The sequence below is a fragment of the Vogesella sp. genome, from assembly GCF_046297735.1.
Taxonomy (GTDB): domain Bacteria; phylum Pseudomonadota; class Gammaproteobacteria; order Burkholderiales; family Chromobacteriaceae; genus Vogesella; species Vogesella urethralis.
On record NZ_JBKBHK010000008.1, the window covers coordinates 123034 to 144187 of the forward strand.

A 21154-nucleotide genomic window follows, 5' to 3' on the forward strand; every position below is an offset into this window, starting at 1 on the left:
GCCGGTATCTGCCATGCATTGCTCCCTGTTCTGTCGCGTCATCGATAACTACGGCGATATCGGCGTCTGCTGGCGGCTGGCGCGCCAGCTGGTGCACGAACACGGCTGGCAGCTGACGCTGTGGGTGGACGACCTGACCAGCTTTGCCCGCATTGCGCCGGCGCTGGACGTAGCGCGGGCCCGCCAGTGGCTGGACGGCATCGAGGTGCGGCACTGGGCGGACACCCTGCCGCCAGACGCCGCTGTCGGCGAGGTGGTGATCGAAGCCTTTGCCTGCGAGCTGCCGGACGGTTATCAGCACGCGATGGCGGCACAGGCCAAGCCGCCGCTATGGCTGAACCTGGAATACCTGTCGGCCGAAGACTGGGTGGAAGGCTGCCACGGCCTGCCGTCGCCGCACCCGCGCCTGCCGCTGCAAAAGTACTTTTTCTTCCCCGGCTTTACCCCGCGCACCGGCGGCCTGCTGTGCGAGCAAGCCTTGCTGGCCGAGCGCGACGCGTGGCAGGCCGACATCGCGGCACAGCACGCCTACTGGCAAGCGCACGGCGTACCGCCCTGCCCGCCCGGCGGCGTGCGCTACAGCCTGTTTGCCTACGACAGCCCGGCGGCGGCGCAGTGGGTGCAGCAGTTGGCCGCCGGCAGCCAGCCGGTGCAGCTGCTGCTGCCGATGGGCAAGGTGGTGCCGGACGTGCTGCAGGCGCTGGGCCTGCCAGCAGACGCCGCCGCCGGCCAGCACTATCAGTGCGGCCAACTGGCGCTCTACCTGCAGCCGATGAGCGACCAGCGCGGCTACGACAGCCTGCTGTGGAGCTGCGATTTCAACGTAGTACGCGGCGAAGACAGCTTCCTGCGCGCGCAATGGGCCGGCCGGCCATTTGCCTGGCACATCTACCGCCAGGACGACGACGCCCACCTGGACAAGTTGGCCGCCTTCCTGCAGCACTATTGCCGCGCCATGCCGCCTGCGCTGAGCGAGGCGGTGCAGGCCTTCATGCAGCAATGGAACCGCAACCGGCTGGCCATCGACGCCTGGCCTGCCTTGCAGGCGCAGTGGCCGGCATGGCAGCAGCATGCCAGGGCCTGGCCAGGGCAAATTCTGACCGGCGGCAGCCTGGCGCAGCGGCTGGTGCAATTTGCCGAATTCAGGCTACAATAGCGGGTTTTCTGGAAATCCGTTTCCATTCCAATTCAAGACATTAGGACTTTATAAGCATGAAAACCGCACAGGAACTCCGCGCTGGTAACGTATTCATGGTTGGCAACGACCCGATGGTGGTGCAGAAAGCCGAATTCTCCAAATCCGGCCGTAACGCTTCCGTTGTGAAGATGAAAATGAAGAACCTGCTGACCGGCGCCGGTACCGAAACCGTCTACAAAGCCGACGACAAGTTCGACGTTGTAGTTCTGGAAAAACGCGAGTGTACCTACTCCTACTTCGCTGACCCGATGTACGTGTTCATGGACACCGAGTTCAACCAGTACGAAGTTGAAGCGGAAAACATGGAAGACGTGATTCCGTTCATCATCGACGGCATGGAAGACCAGTGCGAAGTGACCTTCTACAACGGCAAGGCCATCTCCGTTGAGCTGCCGACCACCGTGGTACGCGAAGTGGAATACACCGAGCCGGCCGTTCGTGGCGACACCTCCGGCAAGGTACTGAAACCGGCCCGCATCAAAGGCACCACCCTGGAAATCCCGGTACCGGCCTTCGTTGAAATCGGCGACCTGATCGAAATCGACACCCGCACCAACGAATTCAAGAAGCGCGCCTAAGCATTCGCGCCTTCCCGCAAACGGCAGCCCTCGGGCTGCCGTTTTTGCTTGTCGGCGCCGTGCGCTGCCGGTATCATGCCGGCTTCCTGAGGGAGTAGCCGCCCTGCGAGACAGCAGGGGCTTGCGTCAACACACTTGGCCGTTCGGCCATGGCGCCAGCGACATTCGGTTTGGCAAGACTCATGATTCGCCATGCACAGCGGGGGCTGCGCCATGGTGGGTCATGACGTATGCGCAGCCCCCTTGGAGTCTTTGATGGAAGCCTTCTTCCTGTCCACCGGCATTGTTTCCCTGGCCGAAATCGGCGATAAAACCCAGCTTCTGGCCCTGCTGCTGGCCGCCCGCTTCAAGAAACCCGTTCCCATCATCCTGGGCATCTTTGTCGCCACCGTGCTGAACCATGCTGCTGCCGCCTGGCTGGGCCACATTGCCACCGGTTTTATCGACATGACCATCCTGCGCTGGGTACTGGGCGTGTCGTTCATCGCCATGGCGGTGTGGATGCTGATTCCCGACAAGCTGGACGACGAAACCAACCTGTTCGAACACTTTGGTGTGTTCGGCGCCACCTGTATCGCCTTTTTCCTGGCCGAGATGGGCGACAAGACCCAGATCGCCACCGTGGCGCTGTCGGCACGCTACATGGACGCCACCATTGGTGTGGTGATGGGTACCACGCTGGGCATGATGATCGCTAACGTACCGGCGGTATTGCTGGGCGAAGTGGCGGCGCGCAAGCTGCCGGTAGCACTGGTACACAAGATCGCCGCCGGCATTTTTGCCGTGGTGGGCGTACTGACGCTGGTGAGCTTCTAGTCTCCGATTCGCCAAATGAAAAACCGCAGCACCAGGCTGCGGTTTTGTTTTGCGTGCTACGCCGGGCTTAACGGCGCGGGCTGCGGCGGCTACGCGGCTTGGGCGCAGCGCCATCGGCCGCTGGCGCGGCAGGTGCCGCACTGGCCGGCGCCTCACTGGCTGGCGCAGGGTTGGCCACAGCAGTGGCCGCCGGCTTGCGACGGCGCGGCGCTTTGGCGGGGGCGGCATCAGCTGCCGGAGCGGCAGTTTGCGGTGCCGGCTGGCTAGCAGCCTGTTGAGGCTGGGCTGGCTCGGCCTGGCTAGCCGGCGCCTTGGCGGCGGCGGCTTTGCGCGGTGCACGCGGCGGCTTGGCCGTGACCGGCGCCTCAGCCACGGCCGGCTTGGTCTCGACCTGCTTTGGTGCGACCGGCTTGGTTTCAACCTGCTTCAGCTCAACCGGCTTGGTTTCGACCTGCTTAGGCGCTACCGGCTTGGCTGCAACCGGCTTGGTCTCCACAGGTTTGGCAGCCGCTGCCTCTACCGGCTTGTTGGCCGCATTGCCCTTGCCACGGTGACGCTTGCGCGACGACGGCTTGGCTGCCGGCGCCGGCTCGCTGGCAACTGGCAATACGGCCGGCACCAGTTTGACGCTGACCTCGGCTGCCGGCTTGGCCGGGGCCTTCTGCGGCGGCTCGAAACCACCCTGACGACGCTTGTCGCGACGGTTTTTCTGATGACGCGAGCCGCGATCGTGGTCGCGACCGCCATCCCTGCCACCGTCACGCCCGCCATCGCCCTTGCTGCGGCCAACATCAACCAGCGCAAAGTCTACCTGCGCGGTTTCCAGGTCGGCGCGCATCACCTTGACGGTAACGGCATCGCCCAGCTGGTAACGCAGGCCGCTCTTTTCGCCGATGATGGCTTGCAGGTCCTTGTGGAAGTGAAAGTAGTCCTTGCCCAGCTCGGAAATGTGGATCAGGCCTTCTACGTACAGCTCGTCCAGCAGCACGAAAATGCCGAAACCGGCCACCGCGCTGATCTTGCCGGTGTAGACCTCACCGACTTTGTCGCGCATGTAGTAGGTTTTGAGCCAGGACTGCACATCGCGGCTGGCGTCGTCGGCGCGGCGCTCGGCCATCGAGCAGTGCTCGCCGATGGCTTCCCATTTGCCCGGCTTGTACTTTTTGTCAGCCAGGATGGCCTTGATGGTACGGTGTACCAGCAGGTCGGGGTAGCGACGGATCGGCGAGGTAAAGTGGGTGTACGCCTCGTACGACAGGCCGAAATGGCCCAGGTTTTCCGGCTGGTACACCGCCTGCTGCATGGAGCGCAGCAGCATGGTCTGGATCATGCTGGCGTCCGGGCGCTCGCGCACGCGTTCGGCCAGCTCGGCGTAGTCTTTGGTGGTGGGCTTGTCGCCACCGCCCAGCGTGAGGCCGCTGACGTTCAGGAAACGGCGCAGGTTTTCCAGCTTCTCGGGCGTGGGGCCTTCGTGCACTCGGAACAGGCACTTGTGCGCGTGCTTCTGGATAAACTCGGCCGCGCAAACGTTGGCCGCCAGCATGCATTCCTCGATCAGGCGGTGGGCGTCGTTGCGCACCACCGGCACGATCTTGTCGATCTTGCCCTGCTCGTTGAACAGCATCTGTGTTTCGATGGTGTCGAAATCCACCGCGCCGCGCTTGTGGCGTTGCGCCAGCAGCTGCTGGTACAGCGCGTATAGCGTTTCCAACTGCGGGCGCAGCTTGTGCTCGCCGCCTTCGGACAGCAGCTGCCATACCTGGGTATAGGTAAAGCGGTTCTGCGAGCGCATCACGGCCGGGTAGAACTGGTATTTCTTCACTTTGCCGCGCGCCGATACCTGCATGTCGCACACCATGCACAGGCGGTCGACGTCGGGGTTCAGCGAGCAGATACCGTTGGACAGCTCTTCCGGCAGCATGGGGATGACGCGGCGCGGGAAGTACACCGAGGTGCTGCGGGTGCGCGCATCCACGTCCAGCGCGTCGCCGGGGCGTACGTAGTGGCTGACGTCGGCAATGGCCACGATCAGACGGAAGCCTTTACCGCTCTTCTCGGCATAAACCGCATCGTCAAAGTCGCGGGCGGTTTCGCCGTCGATGGTCACCAGCGGCAGGTCGCGCAGGTCAACGCGGCCCTTGATGTCTTTCTTGCCCACCTTCTGCGAGGTGGCCACGGCCTGGGCCACGGCCTCGTCGCTGAACACGTGCGGCAGGTCGTGCTTGCGCAGCGCGATTTCGATTTCCATGCCCGGATCGGCGTAGTCGCCCAGCACTTCGCTGACCTTCACGATGGCCTGACGGTGCGCGTCGGGGTAATCGACGATATCCACCATCACCACCTGGCCGTGCTTGGCGCCGCCGTCACCGCCGGCTTCCACCAGCATTTCCTGGCGCACGCGGCGGTCTTCGGATACCGCGTACCACACGCCGCGCTCGCTATAGATGCGGGCGATCAGGCGGGTGGTGGCGCGTTCCAGCACCTCGACGATGCGGCCTTCGGTACGGCCACGGCGGTCGGTTCCGCCCGGACGCACCATGACACGGTCGCCGTGCATCACCTTGTGCATTTCGCGTTCGGACAGGTAAATGTCGTCGCCTTCGCCGCTCTCGCGCACGGCGAAACCGTAACCGTCACGGTGGCCGGAGATGCGGCAGGCAACCAGGTCGAGTTTCTCTGCCACGCAGAGCTCGCCCTTGCGGTTGATCAGGATCTGGCCGGCACGCTCCATCGCGCGCAGGCGTCGCTCGAACAGGTCCAGTTCGTGCTCGTAAATCGGGAAAGCGGCCGCCAGCTCCTCTGCGTGCATCGGCACGCCATTTTTTTCGAGGAGTTCAAGGATGAATTCGCGGCTAGGTAAGGGATTGTCGTACTTGGTTTTTTCGCGACTGAGGAACGGGTCCTGCAGACGCAACGCGGTTTTATTGCTGTTTTTTCTATTGGAGGCCATTGACACTTCCAGAATCGTCATTATAATGCGTGCTTCTTCGATGCACTGATCGAAACAAGTCAGCGTCATCGATGATACAGCAAAGCAGCGCCCAGGTGGCGGAATTGGTAGACGCACTAGGTTCAGGTCCTAGCGCCCGCAAGGGTGTGGAAGTTCGAGTCTTCTCTTGGGCACCAAGCATCATGCTCGTTGTTTTGTTGTAGCAAAATCCGGTTGGCCCAGGTGGCGGAATTGGTAGACGCACTAGGTTCAGGTCCTAGCGCCCGCAAGGGTGTGGAAGTTCGAGTCTTCTCTTGGGCACCAGCAGTAATGCTGATGTTCAACCGGTAAAAAATTTGTCGTGCCCAGGTGGCGGAATTGGTAGACGCACTAGGTTCAGGTCCTAGCGCCCGCAAGGGTGTGGAAGTTCGAGTCTTCTCTTGGGCACCAGCAAGTTTCCTTGCTGTTGACACGACAACTGACAATCAAGGTTTTGGCCCAGGTGGCGGAATTGGTAGACGCACTAGGTTCAGGTCCTAGCGCCCGCAAGGGTGTGGAAGTTCGAGTCTTCTCTTGGGCACCATCACTTTTCGTCAGATAGCAGTCAGCAGTACACAATCAGGTTTAAGCCCAGGTGGCGGAATTGGTAGACGCACTAGGTTCAGGTCCTAGCGCCCGCAAGGGTGTGGAAGTTCGAGTCTTCTCTTGGGCACCAGTTAAAAAAGCCGTTGACACAGTCAACGGCTTTTTTGCTTTGCAGCGCTGGTTTGGCGCAACCCCTCCCCGCCTCGCCACCCGCACAAGGCCGGCCGCCGTGCGGCCAACCCTGTACTACCGGCTTATTCCGGCGCCTTGCTGTCCAGCCAGATGGTGACCGGGCCATCGTTCACCAGCGCCACCTGCATGTCGGCACCAAACACGCCGGTAGGCACCGGCTTGCCCAGCGCGGTTGCCATTGCCTGCACAAAGCGATCGAACATCGGCTGCGAGATTTCGCCACGCGCGGCGCGGCTGTAGCCGGGTCGGTTGCCCTTCTTGCAGCTGGCAAACAACGTGAACTGGCTGACAGCCAGCACCTCGCCCCCCGCGTCCAGCACCGAGCGGTTCATCACCCCCGCGTCGTCATTGAAAATGCGCAGCTGGCTTACCTTGCGCACCAGCCAGTCGATATCGGCGGCGCCATCCGCCTCTTCCACCCCCACCAGCAGCAGCAAGCCGGCGCCGATCTGCCCCGTGATGCTGCCGTCTACCGTTACCGACGCCTGGGTAACGCGCTGTACCAATACCCGCATGCCTGCCTTTCCTGCCCGCCCCGTTCACCGCGGGCGGCGCCATGCATTAGAATGGCCGCCGCCTACCGCCAAAGGACGTGACATGTTGATGGTTATTTCGCCAGCCAAAACGCTGGACTACGACACCCCTGCCCACACCGCCCGCCATACGCAGCCCGACTTCCTGTCCCACAGCGCCGAGCTGATCGCCACGCTGCGCCAGCTTAGCCCGGCCGACATCGGCCAGCTGATGAGCATCAGCGATGCCCTGGCCACGCTAAACGCCGGACGGTTTCACGACTGGGGCGGTGAATTTACACCAGAAAACGCCAAGCAGGCAGTGCTGGCCTTCATGGGCGATGTCTACGAAGGGCTGGACGCCGCCAGCCTGAGCGAGCCGCAACTGGACTGGCTGCAACAGCACCTGCGCATTTTGTCCGGCCTGTACGGCCTGCTGCGCCCGCTGGACCTGATGCAGGCCTACCGCCTGGAAATGGGCACCCGCCTGACCAACCCGCGCGGCGCCAACCTGTACCAGTTCTGGGGCGATATCATCACCGACGCGCTGAACGCCGAACTGGCCAAACAGCCGCTGCCGCAACTGGTGAACTTGGCCTCGGACGAGTACTTCAAATCGGTGAAGCCGAAAAAACTACAGGCCACCGTGATCACGCCGGTGTTCCAGGACCTGAAAAACGGCCACTACAAGATCATCAGCTTTTACGCCAAACGCGCTCGCGGCCTGATGGCGCGCTGGGCAGTGCAACACGCAGTAAGCGATGCCGAGGCACTGAAGGGCTTTAACAGCGAGGGCTACGCTTTCGATGCCAACGCCTCGGACGCCACGCACTGGGTATTCCGTCGCGACCCGCTGGCGCAATAAACCCGTCAGTCGCAAACAAAAAGGTTGGCCGCGGCCAACCTTGCAGGCTGCGGGCCAGTTACCGACTCAGGCACTACCGGGCCTGGCAAAGCCGGGCCGCTCCACACAAGCACCGGCTCCCGCAGCCCTCCCATTGACAAGACACCCCTTGTTTGCCCAGCAAACAGGGGGTGTCTGCAAGAAAAAAAGGTTGGCCGCGGCCAACCTTTTTTCGTGCGCAACGCCAAGCGCTACTGCGGCAATACCTCGTTGGCCAGCGCTTCGCCGGCGGCAAAGGCCGTGGCGTTGCCCAGCGTGGTATCGGCGATATTGGCCAGCGCCTCGCGCGTCAAAAAACCCTGATGCGAGGTGACCAGCACATTGGGGAAGGTCAGCAGCCGCGCCAGCTGGTCGTCCTGCAGGCCGGTATCGGACAAGTCTTCGAAGAACACGCCCTCCTCCATTTCGTACACGTCCAGCCCCACCCCCGCCAGTTGACCGCGCTTTAGCGCGTCGATGACGGCTGGCGTATCCACCAGCGCACCACGGCTGGTATTGATCAGGATGGCGCCGGGTTTCATCGCCGCTAACGCCGCCGCGTCGATGATGTGACGCGTGGCCGGCAGCAGCGGCACGTGCAGGCTCAGCACGTCGCTGTGCGCCAGCACCTCGGCCAGCGGCGCGTAGTCGAAGCCCAGCTGCGCCGCCAGCGCCGCATCCTGCTGCGGGTCGCAGGCCAGCACGCGCATGCCGAAACCGCGGGCAATGCCGATGGCCGCCTCGCCGATGCGGCCGGTACCGATCACGCCGAAGGTCTTGCCATAGAGGTCAAACCCCACCAGCCCGTCCAGCGAAAAGTCCATCTCGCGCACGCGCACATAAGCCTTGTGGATGCGGCGGTTCACCGCCAGCAGCAGCGCAAACGCGTGCTCGGCCACCGCGTGCGGCGAGTAAGCCGGCACCCGCGCCACGCGGATGCCGTGCTGGCGGCAGGCGGCCAGGTCCACCCCGTTAAAGCCGGCGCAGCGCAATACCACCAGCTTGACGCCCAACGCGGCCAACCTGGCCACCACGGCGGCGTCCAGCCGGTCGTTGACGAAGGGGCAAACGGCGTCAAAGCCCGCCGCCAGCTCTACGGTATCGGCGTTCAGCCGCGGCTCGAAAAAGGCCAGCTCGTGGCCGAAGCGGGCATTCGCCAGCGTCAGCGCCTGGCGGTCGTAGTGTTTGGTGTCGAATACGGCAATGTTCATGCAGGCTCCCGCGTGTCATCCGGCAAAGTGGCATCATGCCGCAGCGGCTGGCCGCTGGCTAGCCGCCAACCCTTGCTGCAAGGCCATGTGTCACGCGGCATCGGTCACGCCATCGCCGTCCGGCTCTCAGTCACGGCTGATCCGCGTGTAAAGAGTAAGTGGCCACCCCGCGCCTGGTTACCGTTGGTACTGTGTACCGCCACCGATACAGCCACGACAAGCTGCCGACAAGCGCACGCCGCATGATGGCACCATTGTCACACCCGATGAGGTCCACATCATGCGTTTCGCCCTGATCGCTGCCAGCTGCGCAGCCCTGCTCTCCAGCCTGGCCATGGCCAGCGGCCCGGCCCTGAACGATAACGATGGCCAGCAGCCCCCGCCGCCGCCGCCGGGTGCCGAAAAACCGCTGCCGCCGTCGCTGGGCATGCTGCTCAAACGCGTACTGCCGGCGCTGAAGCTGGATAGCAAGCAAGACGCGCTGTGGGTGAAAGCCGAACAAGCCGACGCCAGCAACCAGATCGAAGCCGGCCATGCCATGATGCGCGCGCAGATGACGCTGCGCGACAAGCTGGCCGACGGCAAAACCAGCCTGTCCGACGCCTTCCGCAGCCTGGAAAGCGCCCGCAAGTTGCCGCCGCAGCCGTCCCCGGCCTGGCTGGCTTTCTTTGACAGCCTGAACGCCGAGCAAGGCAAGCTGGTACGCCAGGCGCTGCTGACGCCGCCGCCGGGCAAACCGCACGGCCACCCGGGCGACGCGCCGCAAGGCGAAGAACGCCCGCCGCAACCGCCGCGCTAAGCCTGTCGCCTGCGCCCAAACCCACACCCGCCACCATGGCCGGTGTGGGTTTGTCACGACAGCCCCCCGCCATTGCGGACAGCGCCGGCAAGCAATGCTTGCCGGCCATCGATTTGATATGTAAATTTTCACAAACAAATTTTTGAAAATTTACATATCAATGCCAAATCCGCCCGCTTCCCCCGTGCTGGACCGCCTCAACGAGGCAATGCCCACGCTGACCCCGGCCCTGCGCAAGGTGGCCGGCTACCTGCTGCGCCACCCGCTGCTGGCCGCCACCCAGGGCATGGAGGCCTTGGCCGAGGCCGCCGACAGCTCGCCCGCCGCCGTCAACCGCCTGGCCAACGTGCTGGGCTACCAGGGTTTTACCGCGCTGCGCGCCGAGCTCACCGCCACCTTGCAGGCCGCGGTTTCACCGGTAGCCAAACTGCGCCAGCAGCTGGAGCAGGACGAGGCCGGCCAGGCCGCTCCCGGCCTGTTTGCCTTTGCCAGCGACAACCTGCGCGCCGTGTCGCAGCAGATCAGCGCCACCGCCCTGAACGGCCTGGCCAGCCGCCTGTTGGCCGCACGCCGCGTCTACGTGCTGGGCTTTGGCAACAGCAGCTACCTGGCCGGGCTGGCCGCGGCCAACCTGTCGCCGTACTGTGACGCCATCCTGGCCAGCGCAGAAGGCGGCGCCGAGAACGCCGCCTACAAGCTGGCCAGTGCACAGCCGGGCGACGTGTTACTGGCGCTCAGCCTGCCGCGCTACTCGCGCGATACCGTGCAGCTGGCCGCCTTTGCCGCCGAACGCGGCGCCCAAGTGGTGGCGCTGACCGATTCGCCGGCGTCACCGCTGGCCGCAGTGTCCTCGCTGCAGTTCTACGTACCGTCCGAACACCCGGTGCTGTCCTCCTCGTCCACCGCCATGCTGGCGCTAATCGAGTGCCTGCTGGCACAAGTGATGCTGCGCCACGGCACCGCGCTCAGCCTGAGCACCGCGCTGACCGAAGGCATGCTGGACTACCTCTACACCGACCTCGGCCCCGGCAACGGCCGCAGGTAAGCGTTCGCCGGTACGCCCGCGCGTGCCGGCAACCCGGGCCCCGCCCGGCGTTTCACCCAGCCACCGGCTGGCATAAAGCACGTGAACAATCACGGCAATGACTCATTGACTCGCAACAAGGTGTCCGCAACACGCCAGCTTGCGCCCCGGCCAACACGCCGGGGCGCCGGGCCGGTGCGCGCGGACGAGGAGAACGCATTGAAAGCAAACAGACTCACCGTGGCGCTGCTGCTGGCGCTGGCGGGCGCTGGCCTCGGCAACCAGGCGCTGGCAGAAGGCCACCTGCTGGCCGTGGGCGGCATGCTGCGCGCCAGCAACGTGCCGGTATACGCCAAATTCGTGGAACTGGCCGGCGGCGCCCAGCAGGCTCGCATCGCCATCATGCCCACCGCCAGCGGCAGCCTGGGCTCCAGCCGCCGCTTCCGCGCCGAACTGGTGGCGATGGGGGTGCCGGAGGCGCGCATCAGCATCATCGACATCGACCGCAAGAACTACCAGAAAAACATGAACGACCCGGCGGTGCTGCAGCCGCTGGCCGACGCTACCGCGGTGTGGTTTGTCGGTGGCGACCAGTCGCGCATCGCCCGCGCGCTGTTCAATGCCGACGGCAGCCCGTCGCAAGCCTGGCACGCCATTCACGCCGTGAAGCAGCGTGGCGGCGTGATCGGTGGCACCAGCGCCGGCGCCAGCATCCAGGGCAAGCAAATGCCCACCGCCTACGGCGTGGTGATGGATACGCTGGACTTTGGCCTGGGCCAGCGCGCCGACATGCGCGGCGTCAGCATCCTGCCGGGCGCCGGCTTTTTCGACGGCATCATCGACCAGCACCTGGACAAGCTGGAAGAAACCAGCAGCGGCCGGGTTGGCCGCATGGCCGCCTACCTCAGCGCGCGCGGCCTGGCCCGCGGCTACGGGCTGGACACCAATACCGCAATGTGGGTGAAGCCGGACGGTACGCTGGAAGTGCTGGGCGAAGGCTACCTGACGGTGATGGACGCCAGCGCGGCCAGCTACCAGAAAACGCTGTACGGCAGCCGCATCGGCAATGTGCGCCTCAGCATGTTGGGCAGCGGCGACCGCTACGACCCGGCCAGCGGCACGCTGCAGCCGCGCGACGGCAAGGCCGCCATCACGGCTGGCGACGCCTACCTCAACGGCAACAGCCTGATTGCCGACCTGTCGGCAGTCAACGCCGTCGGCCGCGCCGTGCTGTACGGCCTGGCCGACAATACCGCCCAGCGCCAGCAAGGGCTGATGGTGCGCTACAACCCGGCCAACGGTTACCACTACGGCTACCGCTTCAGTTTCAGCAAGGGCGAGCGCTTTGCCGCCTGGAGCAGCTTTGTCGATTCGCAGACCAACTACACCGTACGCGACATCCGGCTGGATATCGAACCGGTAGACGCCCGCCTGGGCGACCCGGCACGCACTACCCCTACCGACATCGCCCGCAGCCGTCAGCCGCAAGCGGTGAAGGCCGTGGTGTTCCGCGGCCTGATGACGAGTGACGAGCAAGGCCGTTTCTGGCCGCAGCGGCCGGTAACGCGCGCCGAACTGGCCAATACGCTGCAGATGTTGCTGGGCGGCGAGCTGAACGCGAAGGAAGTGCCGGCCTTGAACGACCTCGCCGCCGACCACCCGCTGCGCGAGCAGATCGCCATCGTGGTGAGCCAAGGCTGGATGAGCGGCAGCGACCGCTTCTGGCCGGACGCGGCCATCACCCGTCAGGAGCTGGCGATAGCAGCCCGCGCCATGTACGAAGGCTTCCAGCGCCAGAAACTGAGTGAACGCGCCACGCTGCAAGACGCCGGCGAACTGCAGGCCGGCTACGACGCCGCCGCCGCGCAGGTAGTGGCAGCCGGGCTGCTGACGGCACCGGGCGGCCGCTTCAACGGCATGGGCAAGGTGACGCGGGACGAACTGGCGCAGCTGGTAGCGCGCATCGCCGGTCTGTAAACCGCCAACGGGCAACAAGGCAGCCGGCGGATAAACCGCCTGGCTGCTACTGCGCTTATCTCTTGACGCTGGCTCGCAGCCTGGTTGACCGCACCTTCGCCCGCTGGCGGCAAAGCAGCTTGCGCCAGATCATCCCGGCCTGCCCCGGCGCCCCTCAGCATAAATGCTTATGTTAAGGTAACGCTGCATGCACGCACTGCCCGTTAGGGCAAACGGGCAAACTTCTGGCCCAAGCTGCGGTCACCTTTTTGACAATGACCTTTACCCCGATAAGGAGCTGGCATGAAAGAGAAAAAAGTGAAAGCCAAAGATATCGACATCGGTATCGACCTTGATGCACGCAAACAGATTGCCGAGGGCTTGTCGGCACTTCTGGCAGACAGCTACACCCTGTACCTGATGACGCACAACTTCCACTGGAACGTAACCGGCCCGCAATTCAACAGCCTGCACAATATGTTCATGGCGCAGTACACCGAGCAATGGACAGCACTGGACACTATTGCCGAACGCATTCGCGCACTGGGCTTCCCGGCACCGGGCACCTACAAGGAATTCGTGAAACTGGCGTCAATCAAGGAAGTGGAAGGCGTACCCAAAGCCACCGACATGATCCGCCATCTGGTGGCGGCACAAGAGGCCACCGCCCGTACCGCACGCAAGCTGTTCCCCGTTGTGGACAGTGCCAACGACCAGCCGACTGCCGACGTACTGACCCAGCGCCTGGATGTGCACGAGAAAACCGCCTGGATGCTACGCAGCCTGCTGGAAGAATAAAGCGGGCACCTGGCGATTACGGCATGACAACCGCCCCGGCCAATCAAGCCCGGGCGTTTGTCATTCCCCTTAATACAACCGGCCAGGGTCAATTACCTGCCAAGGGCAATACGCCCCTCACCATCCACACCATCCCGGCAGCGACTGCCCATAACAGCAGTGCACTACAGCGGTGCAGCAGGCCTAGCTGACGCTTAAACGCAGCCAGCAAGGTTGGCCGCGCCAGCGCCCAGCACACCAGCGCATCCCAGCCAATTGCAGCAGAGAAGCACCAGCGTCCACCGCGCCAATGGACAGCGTTGGGTGGCTGTGAGAGCGGTAGCAGGCCCGGCTTTGCTGAGCGCGCCGACTCTAGACATACGGCATGGCATCGTCACGCCAAAACCGCTGATTTAGCATGGTCATCAGGTAACGCCTCGGGTAGGGCATGCGCGATAGCGCCTGCCAAGCTAGGGCTTGGCCGCGGCATCGTCCAGGCGCTGCTGGCTCACCCAAATCAGCTTGCTGGTATCAAAACCCAGCGCCTGTGCTTGTTGTAACAAACGTGCTGTCACCTCTTGCGGCAGACTACGCTCGCGCGCAAGCAGCCACAAATAGTCGCGATCATTTCCAGCCACCATGGCCCAGCGGTAAGCCGGGTCAAGTGCCACTACGTGGTAACCACCGTAGAACGGACCAAAGAAAGACACCTTCAGCGAGGCCGTGCCCGGGTCGGCATTGAATCGTGCGCGCCCAAGCGCTTCTTTCCAGCGCCCGGCGGCAGTATCGAACCCGCGATTGCGCACGGTCACGCTCCCATCCGGCTGTGGGGAATAGTACGCCTGCACATCGCTCATGCCACGTTCAAAGCGGTGATCCAGACGGGCAATCTCGTACCACTGCCCGCTGTAGCGCTGTAAGTCAAAACCTGTCACTGGCTGAATGCCTGCGGGTGGCAGGGTGCTGCACGCTGCCAGCGACAACAACATGGCGGCAGCGAAGCCAAACGAATGCCAACGGGAAAGCAACATAAAGATCTCCTCTGATAACTGTACCGGAGCGATAGCATGGCGCCGATCACGCAGCAGATCACTCCCGCCATGCAGGTACCAGCAAGGAAATTCACCCTGCACTGACAGATAGTGTCACAATGATATCGATAAAAGCGGGTGATAAGAATGCCGTGACACGCCACTGGCAAAGCCATAGCCCGCCACAATAACGCACCTTGGCAGGCACGGCGCAAGCTGCACGGCAAACTTTCCAGCCCCGGCAGACGCCCCTGCCGCGACAGAACAAACCGGTACGGCCGTGATGCAAAGCGACAAGGAAGAGATGACATCATGAACAATGAAAAAAAACATGTAGAGCAAGTCGTCTCCCATATCCCCTTACCGGCGTGCCCGGAAATACTGATCAAGATTGACGAGTTGATCGCCAGCACCAGCTTTGACTTTGGCGAGCTGAGCGCCTTGATCAAAAAGGACGTGGCCCTCAGTGCCGGTTTGATCAAGCTCTCCAACAGCCCCTTGTACTGCTTGCAGAAAAACGCCTCCATCCCGGTAGCACTGCAAATGATCGGCGCGCAACAGGTGGCGTACTATGCACGCGCATTCTTGCTGCAATCAGCCGTAAGCCAAGGAGCCAGCATTACCCGGTTCTGGGATTCGTCTTGGCGCGTGGCAGAAATGTCAGCCAACATTGCCCGCTTGCTGTACAGGCAAAAAGCCGACGAAATCTTTACTTTCGGCTTGTTCAGGGATGTCGGCATCGCCGTGCTGATGAACCACTACTCGAACTACAAGGAAATCCTGGGTCTGGCCAACAACGATCCGGACAATGCGTTCACCGAACACGAAAACCGGGAGTACAGCGTCAATCACGCGCAAATTGGTGCTTTTATTGCCGAAGACTGGCATTTGCCGGATTACTTTGTCGCCGCCATCCAGTGCCATCACACGCCAGACGACGTGACCAAGCTGCCCTTGTCGATACCGGACAGTGATCGAGCCAGGGAACTGATTGCGGTAGCACAGCTTGCCGAGCATGCCGTTCAGCTCAGCACCGGCCTGAGCCAAACCCATGAATGGTCAAAACTGAAAGGTTTTTGCATGGATAGCCTGCAGTTGTCCGAGCAGGAAACCACGGCGCTGATCAGCGCAGGCATTGCTGCATAAGCCAATGGTTTCTCGCTCTTTCAAGCGGCACCATGCCCGGCAATAACAAGCTTGGTCAGAATATTTGACATGCCATAACTGCCAGAGCATGTTACCGTGAGCGCCAATCGTACGTTCCGACTTCCTGATGGACGTATCGTCTGACTGCCTTTTCGTTCCCTGCATGCACCTTCTCGCCTGACTGTATTTGTGAAGCGCTTGCCCGTTCGATCAGAACGTTTCCTCGTGCAAAGCATGCTTCACTTCCATAAAGGCTCCCGGTCATGCCCGGCTACTTCACCATGCAGCAAACCGTGTCCATTGGTGGCACCGATTACCAGATCCGGTCGCTTCTGGATACGCAACAGTATGCCGACCCGCATGGCGAGGCAGAACGCCGCGGTATCTCGCCTGCAAGCTGGCCGCTGTTTGGCCAGCTGTGGCCATCGTCAAAAGTACTGGCGCTGCTGATGGATAGCGAACCGCTAACCGGTTTGAGAGTGCTGGAAATCGGTGCCGGCCTCGCCTTGGCCAGTATCGTGGTTCATCGCCGGGATGGCGATGTCACCGTGAGCGACTGGCACCCTTGCAGCCCCGATTTTCTTAGCGAAAACCTGTTTCTGAACAGCTTGCCACCACTTGAATACCAGGCCGGCGACTGGGGCGGTACCAACCCGGCGCTAGGCAGGTTCGACCTGATTATTGGTAGCGATGTGCTGTACGAACGTCAGCACGCAGTTCAACTGGCCAGTTTTATTGATACTCATGCTGCACCCACGGCTGAAATCATCATCGTTGACCCAGACCGGGGAAACCGGCCAGGTTTCTGTCGCGCCATGGCAACGCTTGGCTATGGTTTCGAGTCGCAACGGGCACCAAGCAAAATGGAAAGCGGCGAACCTTACAAAGGCTGTATCTTGCGGCTTTCGCGTGATCGCGCTGGCGTTGCAAGCAACACGGTGACGCATTAAGCGAGCGCCGCAGATTCAGACACGCCTTCTTCAGCCTGATAACTGCCTGAAATGCAGCTGCGCTACGCTGCTTTTTTGCTTGGGTCGACGAAGCCACTTACCTGTCACAACCAGTTTGATGGTTGTGCATCAATCTTATGGGGGACCCCCATGTCAAAAGAAGACATGATCGAACTAGAAGGTGTTGTCACCGAGATGTTGCCAGAGTCGCGCTTTCGCGTACGGCTGGACAACGGCCTGGAAATCCTTGCCTACGGCTCTGGCAAAATGAAGATTCACCGCATCAGGGTGATACAAGGCGACAGGGTCACCGTGGAAATGTCGCCATACGACCTCACCAAAGGCCGCATCAATTTCAGGCACCCTACTGCCAAATCGGGCCATCAGCCGCCACCCCGGCCAAGGCATGCTTGACGCCAGTTCAGCCGCACAGCCAAGGTAATCTTTACGCGGCATGGCGGCCATGAAGTCATAAATGGTTGGCCGCACTTGGCAAAATCTTGCCCTTCATCGCCTGATAAACGATGAAAGCGTGGTCATGCAGCCGGCCGCCATGCAACAGGCAAAGTCGGGCAGCCCGAACCTATCAGACAAGGCTTGCTGATGGGTACCTGGATGCCGTCGTCTGCCCGTCCCCGCCCAGCAGAGACTGCAGCACAGGTTTAGGCACGGAAATGGACACAGACGCCTGCCTGTGCCCAGAACAGTGGGGAGAAAATGCAAAACCCCTGATCCAATTTCTCAATTGGATCAGGGGTTTGTATTTGGTTGCGGGAGCAGGATTCGAACCTACGACCTTCGGGTTATGAGGGCAAATTTTCACCATCATCCGCATCACCACAGAATCACCCGCCACTAGAATCACTTTTCAAGACAGACACTTACCTAAAGCCATCGCGAACCTGCCCGAGAAAAGCGACGCGAAACAAGCACCGGAAAAGTGTCACACTTTTTTTCTGGGATTTGCAGGTTTTTTGACCGTCGGGCTGCCGGTTTTGCTGCGAGATGTCACTCTCCGCGCTCATCAACAGCTTACTTACGACATACCAGCGGCTAACGTGCTCAACATCGCCAACTCGCACAGCCAACCCCTCCGTTACGACTGCCGGCCACCGCAAGCTTCACGCTACATAACCTTCCTTCTCCACCGTGATTAGCTGTCGGCCGCGACCAGATGTTCCACACCCTTTACGTTGTAAAATTACTTAACAACCTAAAGGTTGTATTTTGTATTTACAACACATAGCATGTAATGCGTACCCTATATGGAGCCGGATACCATGCACTATCCCATCATCACCCCGGACCAATTGCCCGCCATGCTGCGCAGCCTGCGCCAGCGCGCCGGGCTCACCCAGACACAGCTGGCCGAACGACTGGGCATCAGCCAGCAAAGCTATGCCCGGCTGGAAGCCCGCCCGGCCGCAGCCAGCGTGGAGCGGCTAAGCAAACTGCTGCGGGCGCTGGATGCCGAGCTGGTAATCCACACCCGGGATGACAAACAGGCCACCGTCAGCGACGAGGCGTGGTGAGATGGGCCGCAAGCGTCACCGGCAACAGCTGAATGTATGGATGAATGGCTTATTGGTTGGCGAATGGGCGCTCACCCGTAGCGGCGAAACCTTCACTTACCACGATAGCTGGCTGCATCACCCGCAAGCACGGCCACTGTCGCTGTCACTGCCGTTTTTACCCGGCAATGCCGCGTATCGCGGTGCCGTGGTCAATGCCTATTTCGATAACCTGCTACCCGATAGCGACAGCATCCGCCGCCGCCTGGCGCAACGCTACCGGCTGAGTGACAGCGCTGCGTTTACCCTGCTGGCCGCACTAGGGCGCGACTGCGTCGGCGCGCTGCAACTGCTATCACCCGACGAAACGCCGCAAGACTTGCACAGTATTCACGGGGAAGCGCTGACAGAGGCGGACATCGCCAGCTTGTTGCAACAAACAGTGCATGCTGGGGCACCAGGGCAACAGAAATATGAGACCGATCTGCGCTTATCCATTGCCGGCGCGCAGGAGAAAACCGCCTTGCTGTACCACGCTGGGCGCTGGCAGCGCCCGCTGGGCAGTACACCCACTACCCATATCCTGAAACTGCCCATGGGGCTGGTAGGTGGCATGCAAGCCGATATGCGCAGCTCGGTAGAAAACGAATGGCTCTGCGCGCAGCTGGTCGCCGCATTCGGCCTGCCGGTAGCGCGCTGCAACATTGCCCGCTTTGACGCGCAGAAAGTGCTGGTGGTGGAACGCTTTGACCGCCGGCTAGCCGCAGACGGCAGTTGGCTGATGCGCCTGCCGCAAGAAGACTTCTGCCAGGCTACCGGCACCCCGCCCCACCTCAAGTACCAGAGCGATGGCGGCCCGGGCATGGCGCGCATCCTCGATATTCTAGCCGGCTCCGAAAACAGCGAAGCTGACCGCCAGCAGTTCTTCAAGGCCCAAGTGGTGTTCTGGCTGCTGGCCGCCACCGACGGCCACGCCAAAAACTTCAGCCTGTTTCATCTGCCGGGTGGCCGTTATCGGGCCACACCGCTATACGACATCTTGTCAGCCCACCCCGTCATCGGCCAGGGTGCAGGCCAGTTGGCGCCACAAAAGGCCAAGCTGGCCATGGCGGTACGCGGGCAAAGCAATCACTACCTGATCGACCGCATCCAGCCACGCCACTGGCTGGCACAAGCACGCAGCAGCGGCCTGACCGAAGCATGGGCCAAGACACTGCTAAACGAGCTAGTAGATTGCACGAGCAAGGTACTGCAAGACGTTGAGCAAACACTGCCAGCAGATTTCCCTGTAGAAGTGGCTCAGGCCATTTTTACCGGCATACGACGGCAACGAGACAGGCTAGTCGCCGGACTGAGCTGATCCCCATAGCGACGCTAGAAAAGCTCATGAGACGTCTGGCAAAGCTAGGGGTGAGTCACCAACAAAAGGCCTGTGTCATACGGCACAGGCCTTTTGCGCTTTACCCCAACACGTTCAGTGCTGGCGGCTGATGACTGCCGCCCAGTCAAATAGCGCCGGCAGGTCGTAGTCGCCGCTGTGCGGCACGTCCCACGGCAGCGCCAGATCTACCTGGTAGCCGTGGTTGCGCAGCGCCGTGGCCAGGATCACCGGCACCGCCAGCGAGGTATCGCTATCCTTGCTGCCGTGGCGGATACGCCAGTGCGCGGCCGGCTGACCGCCGCCCTGCCCGATATACGACAGCGGCTCCATCATGCGTACCACCGCCGCCTCGGCCTGGCCGAGGCTCGCCACCGTGCCGTGCTGTTGGCCGAACGCGGTGAAATGGCGCTTGTCTTCGCTAGCGCTGCCGAACAGCTGGTTCTCGCCGGACGAGCCATCCAGCGCGTCGAACGCCGGCGGCGTTTTCATGCGCCCCAGATACGCCAGATACTGTGGCCAACGTACGGCTACCGGCTGGCTGCCCTGCCATTGCAGCCAGTCCAGCGCCGACAGGTCGCGCCCTTGCGCCAGCGCCGTGCGCGCCGACTGCAACAGCAGGCTGGCCACGTAGTCGCGGAAGCTGCCCTGCCCGTCGGCGGCCAACTGCAACGCGTTGCCGTCGGGGGCACGGAGATTCAGGCTGTTGACGTAGGCGGGGAAGCTGGCCGCCAGCGCCGCCGACACCTCGCGCTGGCGCTCGTCCAGCGTGCCGCTGACCGTTTTGCGCTGCACCTGGTAGTCCAGCATGCTGATGTCGATCTTGCGGTAGCTGTCCACGCCGGCAAACTGCCACTCGTAGGCGGCATCGGCGTGCGCCAGGTTGGTAATCGGGCAGTAGGCCGATACTGCAAAGATATCGTCGCGGGCGTCGGCGGCACCCAGCGCCGCCAGATACGGCGCGTAATCGGCCTGCCCACCACTGGCGCCCAGCAAGGCCGACAGCGCGCCGCCGGCGCTGGTGCCGTTACTGATGATGCGCTCGGTATTGCCCGGCAAGCGTTCGCGATTGGCACGCAGGTAGCGCACCGCCGCTTTCAGGTCGACGATGGCGGCCGGTGCCTTGCCGGTGTATTCGCCACTGGCAGCCTGCAGCGTGCGGCCACGGGCACCCGGCGCGGCCACCACGAAACCGCGCGACAAGGCGTACTGGATGGCGTTGGGCAGGGCGGCCGCCGGTGCTTGGCCGCCGCCCGGTGGCGGGCCGAAGGCGCGACCGTCCAGCTTACCCGGCAAGGCCGGCATATAGCCACCCACCTGGTTGGGCAAGAAGATCGGCGCCGTGGCGGCGGTAAAGCCGCCCACCTCGCCGCCGTCGAAATACGCGGCGGGGATGTACAGGTTCAGGCACTGGTAGGCCGGCTCTACCGGCCGCGCCACGTAGGCCAGGCCTTCGTAAGCACGGATGGCCAGCGTGGTGCCGTCTACCGTGACGCTGCGCGGCGTAAACGCCGCCGGGTCAAAACGCAAGCCGGGGGCCGGCGGCACTACCGGCTGGCGGGGTGCGGCGGGCAGGCTGCTGCACGCGGCCAACACACCACTGCTGCCCAGCAGGGCCAGCACACGGCGTCGGGTGGGGTCGATCATGGTGTCCTCGTTTCGTCAAAACCGGGCCGCC

The 21154-nt window shown here is 62.6% G+C and carries 18 protein-coding genes, 5 tRNA genes and 1 riboswitch; of the genes, 18 read left to right on the forward strand and 5 right to left on the reverse strand.

The window, feature by feature from the left end:
- The first annotated feature begins 13 nt into the window (after nucleotides 1-13).
- From earP to ACK4FZ_RS11710, 3 genes are all read left to right on the forward strand, one after another.
- Nucleotides 14-1156, forward strand: a complete 1143-nt coding sequence (earP, locus tag ACK4FZ_RS11700) for an elongation factor P maturation arginine rhamnosyltransferase EarP (protein ID WP_409821096.1) — start codon at nucleotides 14-16, stop codon at nucleotides 1154-1156.
- Between the two features lie 56 nt (nucleotides 1157-1212).
- Nucleotides 1213-1776 carry an elongation factor P gene (efp, locus tag ACK4FZ_RS11705; RefSeq protein WP_144372431.1) on the forward strand — a complete coding sequence of 188 codons (564 nt, stop codon included), beginning with the start codon at nucleotides 1213-1215 and terminating at the stop codon, nucleotides 1774-1776.
- 85 nt (nucleotides 1777-1861) lie between these two features.
- A riboswitch (yybP-ykoY riboswitch) is annotated at nucleotides 1862-2027 on the forward strand.
- A gap of 4 nt (nucleotides 2028-2031) precedes the next feature.
- Entirely contained in the window at nucleotides 2032-2592 is a 561-nt protein-coding gene (locus tag ACK4FZ_RS11710; RefSeq protein ID WP_409821099.1) for a TMEM165/GDT1 family protein, read from the forward strand.
- A gap of 67 nt (nucleotides 2593-2659) precedes the next feature.
- Here ACK4FZ_RS11710 and rnr read toward each other — a convergent pair whose 3' ends face one another.
- Nucleotides 2660-5542, reverse strand: coding sequence for a ribonuclease R (rnr, locus tag ACK4FZ_RS11715; RefSeq protein ID WP_409821102.1), 2883 nt, complete (start codon nucleotides 5540-5542; stop codon nucleotides 2660-2662).
- Between the two features lie 89 nt (nucleotides 5543-5631).
- On the opposite strand from rnr, the gene ACK4FZ_RS11720 reads away from it, so the two are divergent.
- The 5 genes from ACK4FZ_RS11720 to ACK4FZ_RS11740 all read left to right on the forward strand — a co-directional run bounded on the left by ACK4FZ_RS11720 (nucleotide 5632) and on the right by ACK4FZ_RS11740 (nucleotide 6236).
- Nucleotides 5632-5718 (forward strand) — tRNA-Leu (locus tag ACK4FZ_RS11720).
- A gap of 40 nt (nucleotides 5719-5758) precedes the next feature.
- Nucleotides 5759-5845: transfer RNA gene (locus ACK4FZ_RS11725), tRNA-Leu, on the forward strand.
- Between the two features lie 39 nt (nucleotides 5846-5884).
- A tRNA-Leu gene (locus ACK4FZ_RS11730) sits at nucleotides 5885-5971 on the forward strand.
- A 46-nt stretch (nucleotides 5972-6017) separates the two neighbouring features.
- Nucleotides 6018-6104 (forward strand) — tRNA-Leu (locus tag ACK4FZ_RS11735).
- A gap of 45 nt (nucleotides 6105-6149) precedes the next feature.
- Nucleotides 6150-6236: transfer RNA gene (locus tag ACK4FZ_RS11740), tRNA-Leu, on the forward strand.
- Nucleotides 6237-6360: 124 nt separating this feature from the next.
- Here the strand turns inward: ACK4FZ_RS11740 and dtd are convergent.
- Nucleotides 6361-6813 carry a D-aminoacyl-tRNA deacylase gene (dtd, locus tag ACK4FZ_RS11745; protein WP_144372436.1) on the reverse strand — a complete coding sequence of 151 codons (453 nt, stop codon included), beginning with the start codon at nucleotides 6811-6813 and terminating at the stop codon, nucleotides 6361-6363.
- A gap of 82 nt (nucleotides 6814-6895) precedes the next feature.
- Here dtd and yaaA point away from each other — a divergent pair, with 82 nt between their 5' ends.
- Nucleotides 6896-7675: a peroxide stress protein YaaA gene (yaaA, locus tag ACK4FZ_RS11750; RefSeq protein ID WP_409821105.1), complete on the forward strand. Its 780-nt coding sequence runs from the start codon at nucleotides 6896-6898 to the stop codon at nucleotides 7673-7675.
- 230 nt (nucleotides 7676-7905) lie between these two features.
- Here the strand turns inward: yaaA and ACK4FZ_RS11755 are convergent, their stop codons facing one another.
- Nucleotides 7906-8904, reverse strand: coding sequence for a 2-hydroxyacid dehydrogenase (locus ACK4FZ_RS11755; RefSeq protein ID WP_409821107.1), 999 nt, complete (start codon nucleotides 8902-8904; stop codon nucleotides 7906-7908).
- A gap of 280 nt (nucleotides 8905-9184) precedes the next feature.
- On the opposite strand from ACK4FZ_RS11755, the gene ACK4FZ_RS11760 reads away from it, so the two are divergent.
- The 4 genes from ACK4FZ_RS11760 to ACK4FZ_RS11775 all read left to right on the forward strand — a co-directional run bounded on the left by ACK4FZ_RS11760 (nucleotide 9185) and on the right by ACK4FZ_RS11775 (nucleotide 13481).
- Nucleotides 9185-9703, forward strand: a complete 519-nt coding sequence (locus tag ACK4FZ_RS11760; RefSeq protein ID WP_409821109.1) for a hypothetical protein — start codon at nucleotides 9185-9187, stop codon at nucleotides 9701-9703.
- A 160-nt stretch (nucleotides 9704-9863) separates the two neighbouring features.
- A complete protein-coding gene (locus tag ACK4FZ_RS11765; RefSeq protein WP_409821111.1) occupies nucleotides 9864-10748 on the forward strand; it encodes a MurR/RpiR family transcriptional regulator in 885 nt (294 codons plus the stop codon).
- Between the two features lie 198 nt (nucleotides 10749-10946).
- Nucleotides 10947-12704, forward strand: a complete 1758-nt coding sequence (locus tag ACK4FZ_RS11770; RefSeq protein WP_409821114.1) for a cyanophycinase — start codon at nucleotides 10947-10949, stop codon at nucleotides 12702-12704.
- Between the two features lie 282 nt (nucleotides 12705-12986).
- Complete coding sequence (locus ACK4FZ_RS11775; RefSeq protein WP_409821116.1) at nucleotides 12987-13481, forward strand: Dps family protein; 495 nt, start codon at nucleotides 12987-12989, stop codon at nucleotides 13479-13481.
- A 449-nt stretch (nucleotides 13482-13930) separates the two neighbouring features.
- Here the strand turns inward: ACK4FZ_RS11775 and ACK4FZ_RS11780 are convergent, their stop codons facing one another.
- On the reverse strand, nucleotides 13931-14449 hold the full coding sequence (locus ACK4FZ_RS11780) for a lipocalin family protein (protein ID WP_409821118.1): 519 nt from the start codon (nucleotides 14447-14449) through the stop codon (nucleotides 13931-13933).
- A 354-nt stretch (nucleotides 14450-14803) separates the two neighbouring features.
- Between ACK4FZ_RS11780 and ACK4FZ_RS11785 the strand changes: the two genes are divergently transcribed.
- From ACK4FZ_RS11785 to ACK4FZ_RS11805, 5 genes are all read left to right on the forward strand, one after another.
- On the forward strand, nucleotides 14804-15637 hold the full coding sequence (locus tag ACK4FZ_RS11785; RefSeq protein ID WP_409821121.1) for an HDOD domain-containing protein: 834 nt from the start codon (nucleotides 14804-14806) through the stop codon (nucleotides 15635-15637).
- Nucleotides 15638-15900: 263 nt separating this feature from the next.
- A complete protein-coding gene (locus tag ACK4FZ_RS11790; RefSeq protein WP_409821124.1) occupies nucleotides 15901-16587 on the forward strand; it encodes a class I SAM-dependent methyltransferase in 687 nt (228 codons plus the stop codon).
- A gap of 150 nt (nucleotides 16588-16737) precedes the next feature.
- Nucleotides 16738-17001, forward strand: a complete 264-nt coding sequence (gene infA, locus ACK4FZ_RS11795) for a translation initiation factor IF-1 (RefSeq protein ID WP_409821126.1) — start codon at nucleotides 16738-16740, stop codon at nucleotides 16999-17001.
- An 866-nt stretch (nucleotides 17002-17867) separates the two neighbouring features.
- On the forward strand, nucleotides 17868-18119 hold the full coding sequence (locus ACK4FZ_RS11800) for a helix-turn-helix domain-containing protein (protein ID WP_409821128.1): 252 nt from the start codon (nucleotides 17868-17870) through the stop codon (nucleotides 18117-18119).
- A gap of 1 nt (nucleotide 18120) precedes the next feature.
- Nucleotides 18121-19458 carry a type II toxin-antitoxin system HipA family toxin gene (locus ACK4FZ_RS11805; RefSeq protein WP_409821131.1) on the forward strand — a complete coding sequence of 446 codons (1338 nt, stop codon included), beginning with the start codon at nucleotides 18121-18123 and terminating at the stop codon, nucleotides 19456-19458.
- A gap of 114 nt (nucleotides 19459-19572) precedes the next feature.
- Here ACK4FZ_RS11805 and ACK4FZ_RS11810 read toward each other — a convergent pair whose 3' ends face one another.
- Complete coding sequence (locus ACK4FZ_RS11810; protein ID WP_409821133.1) at nucleotides 19573-21123, reverse strand: subtype B tannase; 1551 nt, start codon at nucleotides 21121-21123, stop codon at nucleotides 19573-19575.
- Nucleotides 21124-21154: the final 31 nt, after the last annotated feature.

Bases quoted from the DNA above. Each gene is read 5' to 3' on its own strand.
- earP (WP_409821096.1), top strand. From the start codon at position 14: ATGCATTGCTCCCTGTTCTGTCGCGTCATCGATAACTACGGCGATATC.
- efp (WP_144372431.1), top strand. From the start codon at position 1,213: ATGAAAACCGCACAGGAACTCCGCGCTGGTAACGTATTCATGGTTGGC.
- ACK4FZ_RS11710 (WP_409821099.1), top strand. From the start codon at position 2,032: ATGGAAGCCTTCTTCCTGTCCACCGGCATTGTTTCCCTGGCCGAAATC.
- rnr (WP_409821102.1), bottom strand. From the start codon at position 5,542: ATGGCCTCCAATAGAAAAAACAGCAATAAAACCGCGTTGCGTCTGCAG.
- dtd (WP_144372436.1), bottom strand. From the start codon at position 6,813: ATGCGGGTATTGGTACAGCGCGTTACCCAGGCGTCGGTAACGGTAGAC.
- yaaA (WP_409821105.1), top strand. From the start codon at position 6,896: ATGTTGATGGTTATTTCGCCAGCCAAAACGCTGGACTACGACACCCCT.
- ACK4FZ_RS11755 (WP_409821107.1), bottom strand. From the start codon at position 8,904: ATGAACATTGCCGTATTCGACACCAAACACTACGACCGCCAGGCGCTG.
- ACK4FZ_RS11760 (WP_409821109.1), top strand. From the start codon at position 9,185: ATGCGTTTCGCCCTGATCGCTGCCAGCTGCGCAGCCCTGCTCTCCAGC.
- ACK4FZ_RS11765 (WP_409821111.1), top strand. From the start codon at position 9,864: ATGCCAAATCCGCCCGCTTCCCCCGTGCTGGACCGCCTCAACGAGGCA.
- ACK4FZ_RS11775 (WP_409821116.1), top strand. From the start codon at position 12,987: ATGAAAGAGAAAAAAGTGAAAGCCAAAGATATCGACATCGGTATCGAC.
- ACK4FZ_RS11780 (WP_409821118.1), bottom strand. From the start codon at position 14,449: ATGTTGTTGTCGCTGGCAGCGTGCAGCACCCTGCCACCCGCAGGCATT.
- ACK4FZ_RS11785 (WP_409821121.1), top strand. From the start codon at position 14,804: ATGAACAATGAAAAAAAACATGTAGAGCAAGTCGTCTCCCATATCCCC.
- ACK4FZ_RS11790 (WP_409821124.1), top strand. From the start codon at position 15,901: ATGCCCGGCTACTTCACCATGCAGCAAACCGTGTCCATTGGTGGCACC.
- infA (WP_409821126.1), top strand. From the start codon at position 16,738: ATGTCAAAAGAAGACATGATCGAACTAGAAGGTGTTGTCACCGAGATG.
- ACK4FZ_RS11800 (WP_409821128.1), top strand. From the start codon at position 17,868: ATGCACTATCCCATCATCACCCCGGACCAATTGCCCGCCATGCTGCGC.
- ACK4FZ_RS11805 (WP_409821131.1), top strand. From the start codon at position 18,121: ATGGGCCGCAAGCGTCACCGGCAACAGCTGAATGTATGGATGAATGGC.
- ACK4FZ_RS11810 (WP_409821133.1), bottom strand. From the start codon at position 21,123: ATGATCGACCCCACCCGACGCCGTGTGCTGGCCCTGCTGGGCAGCAGT.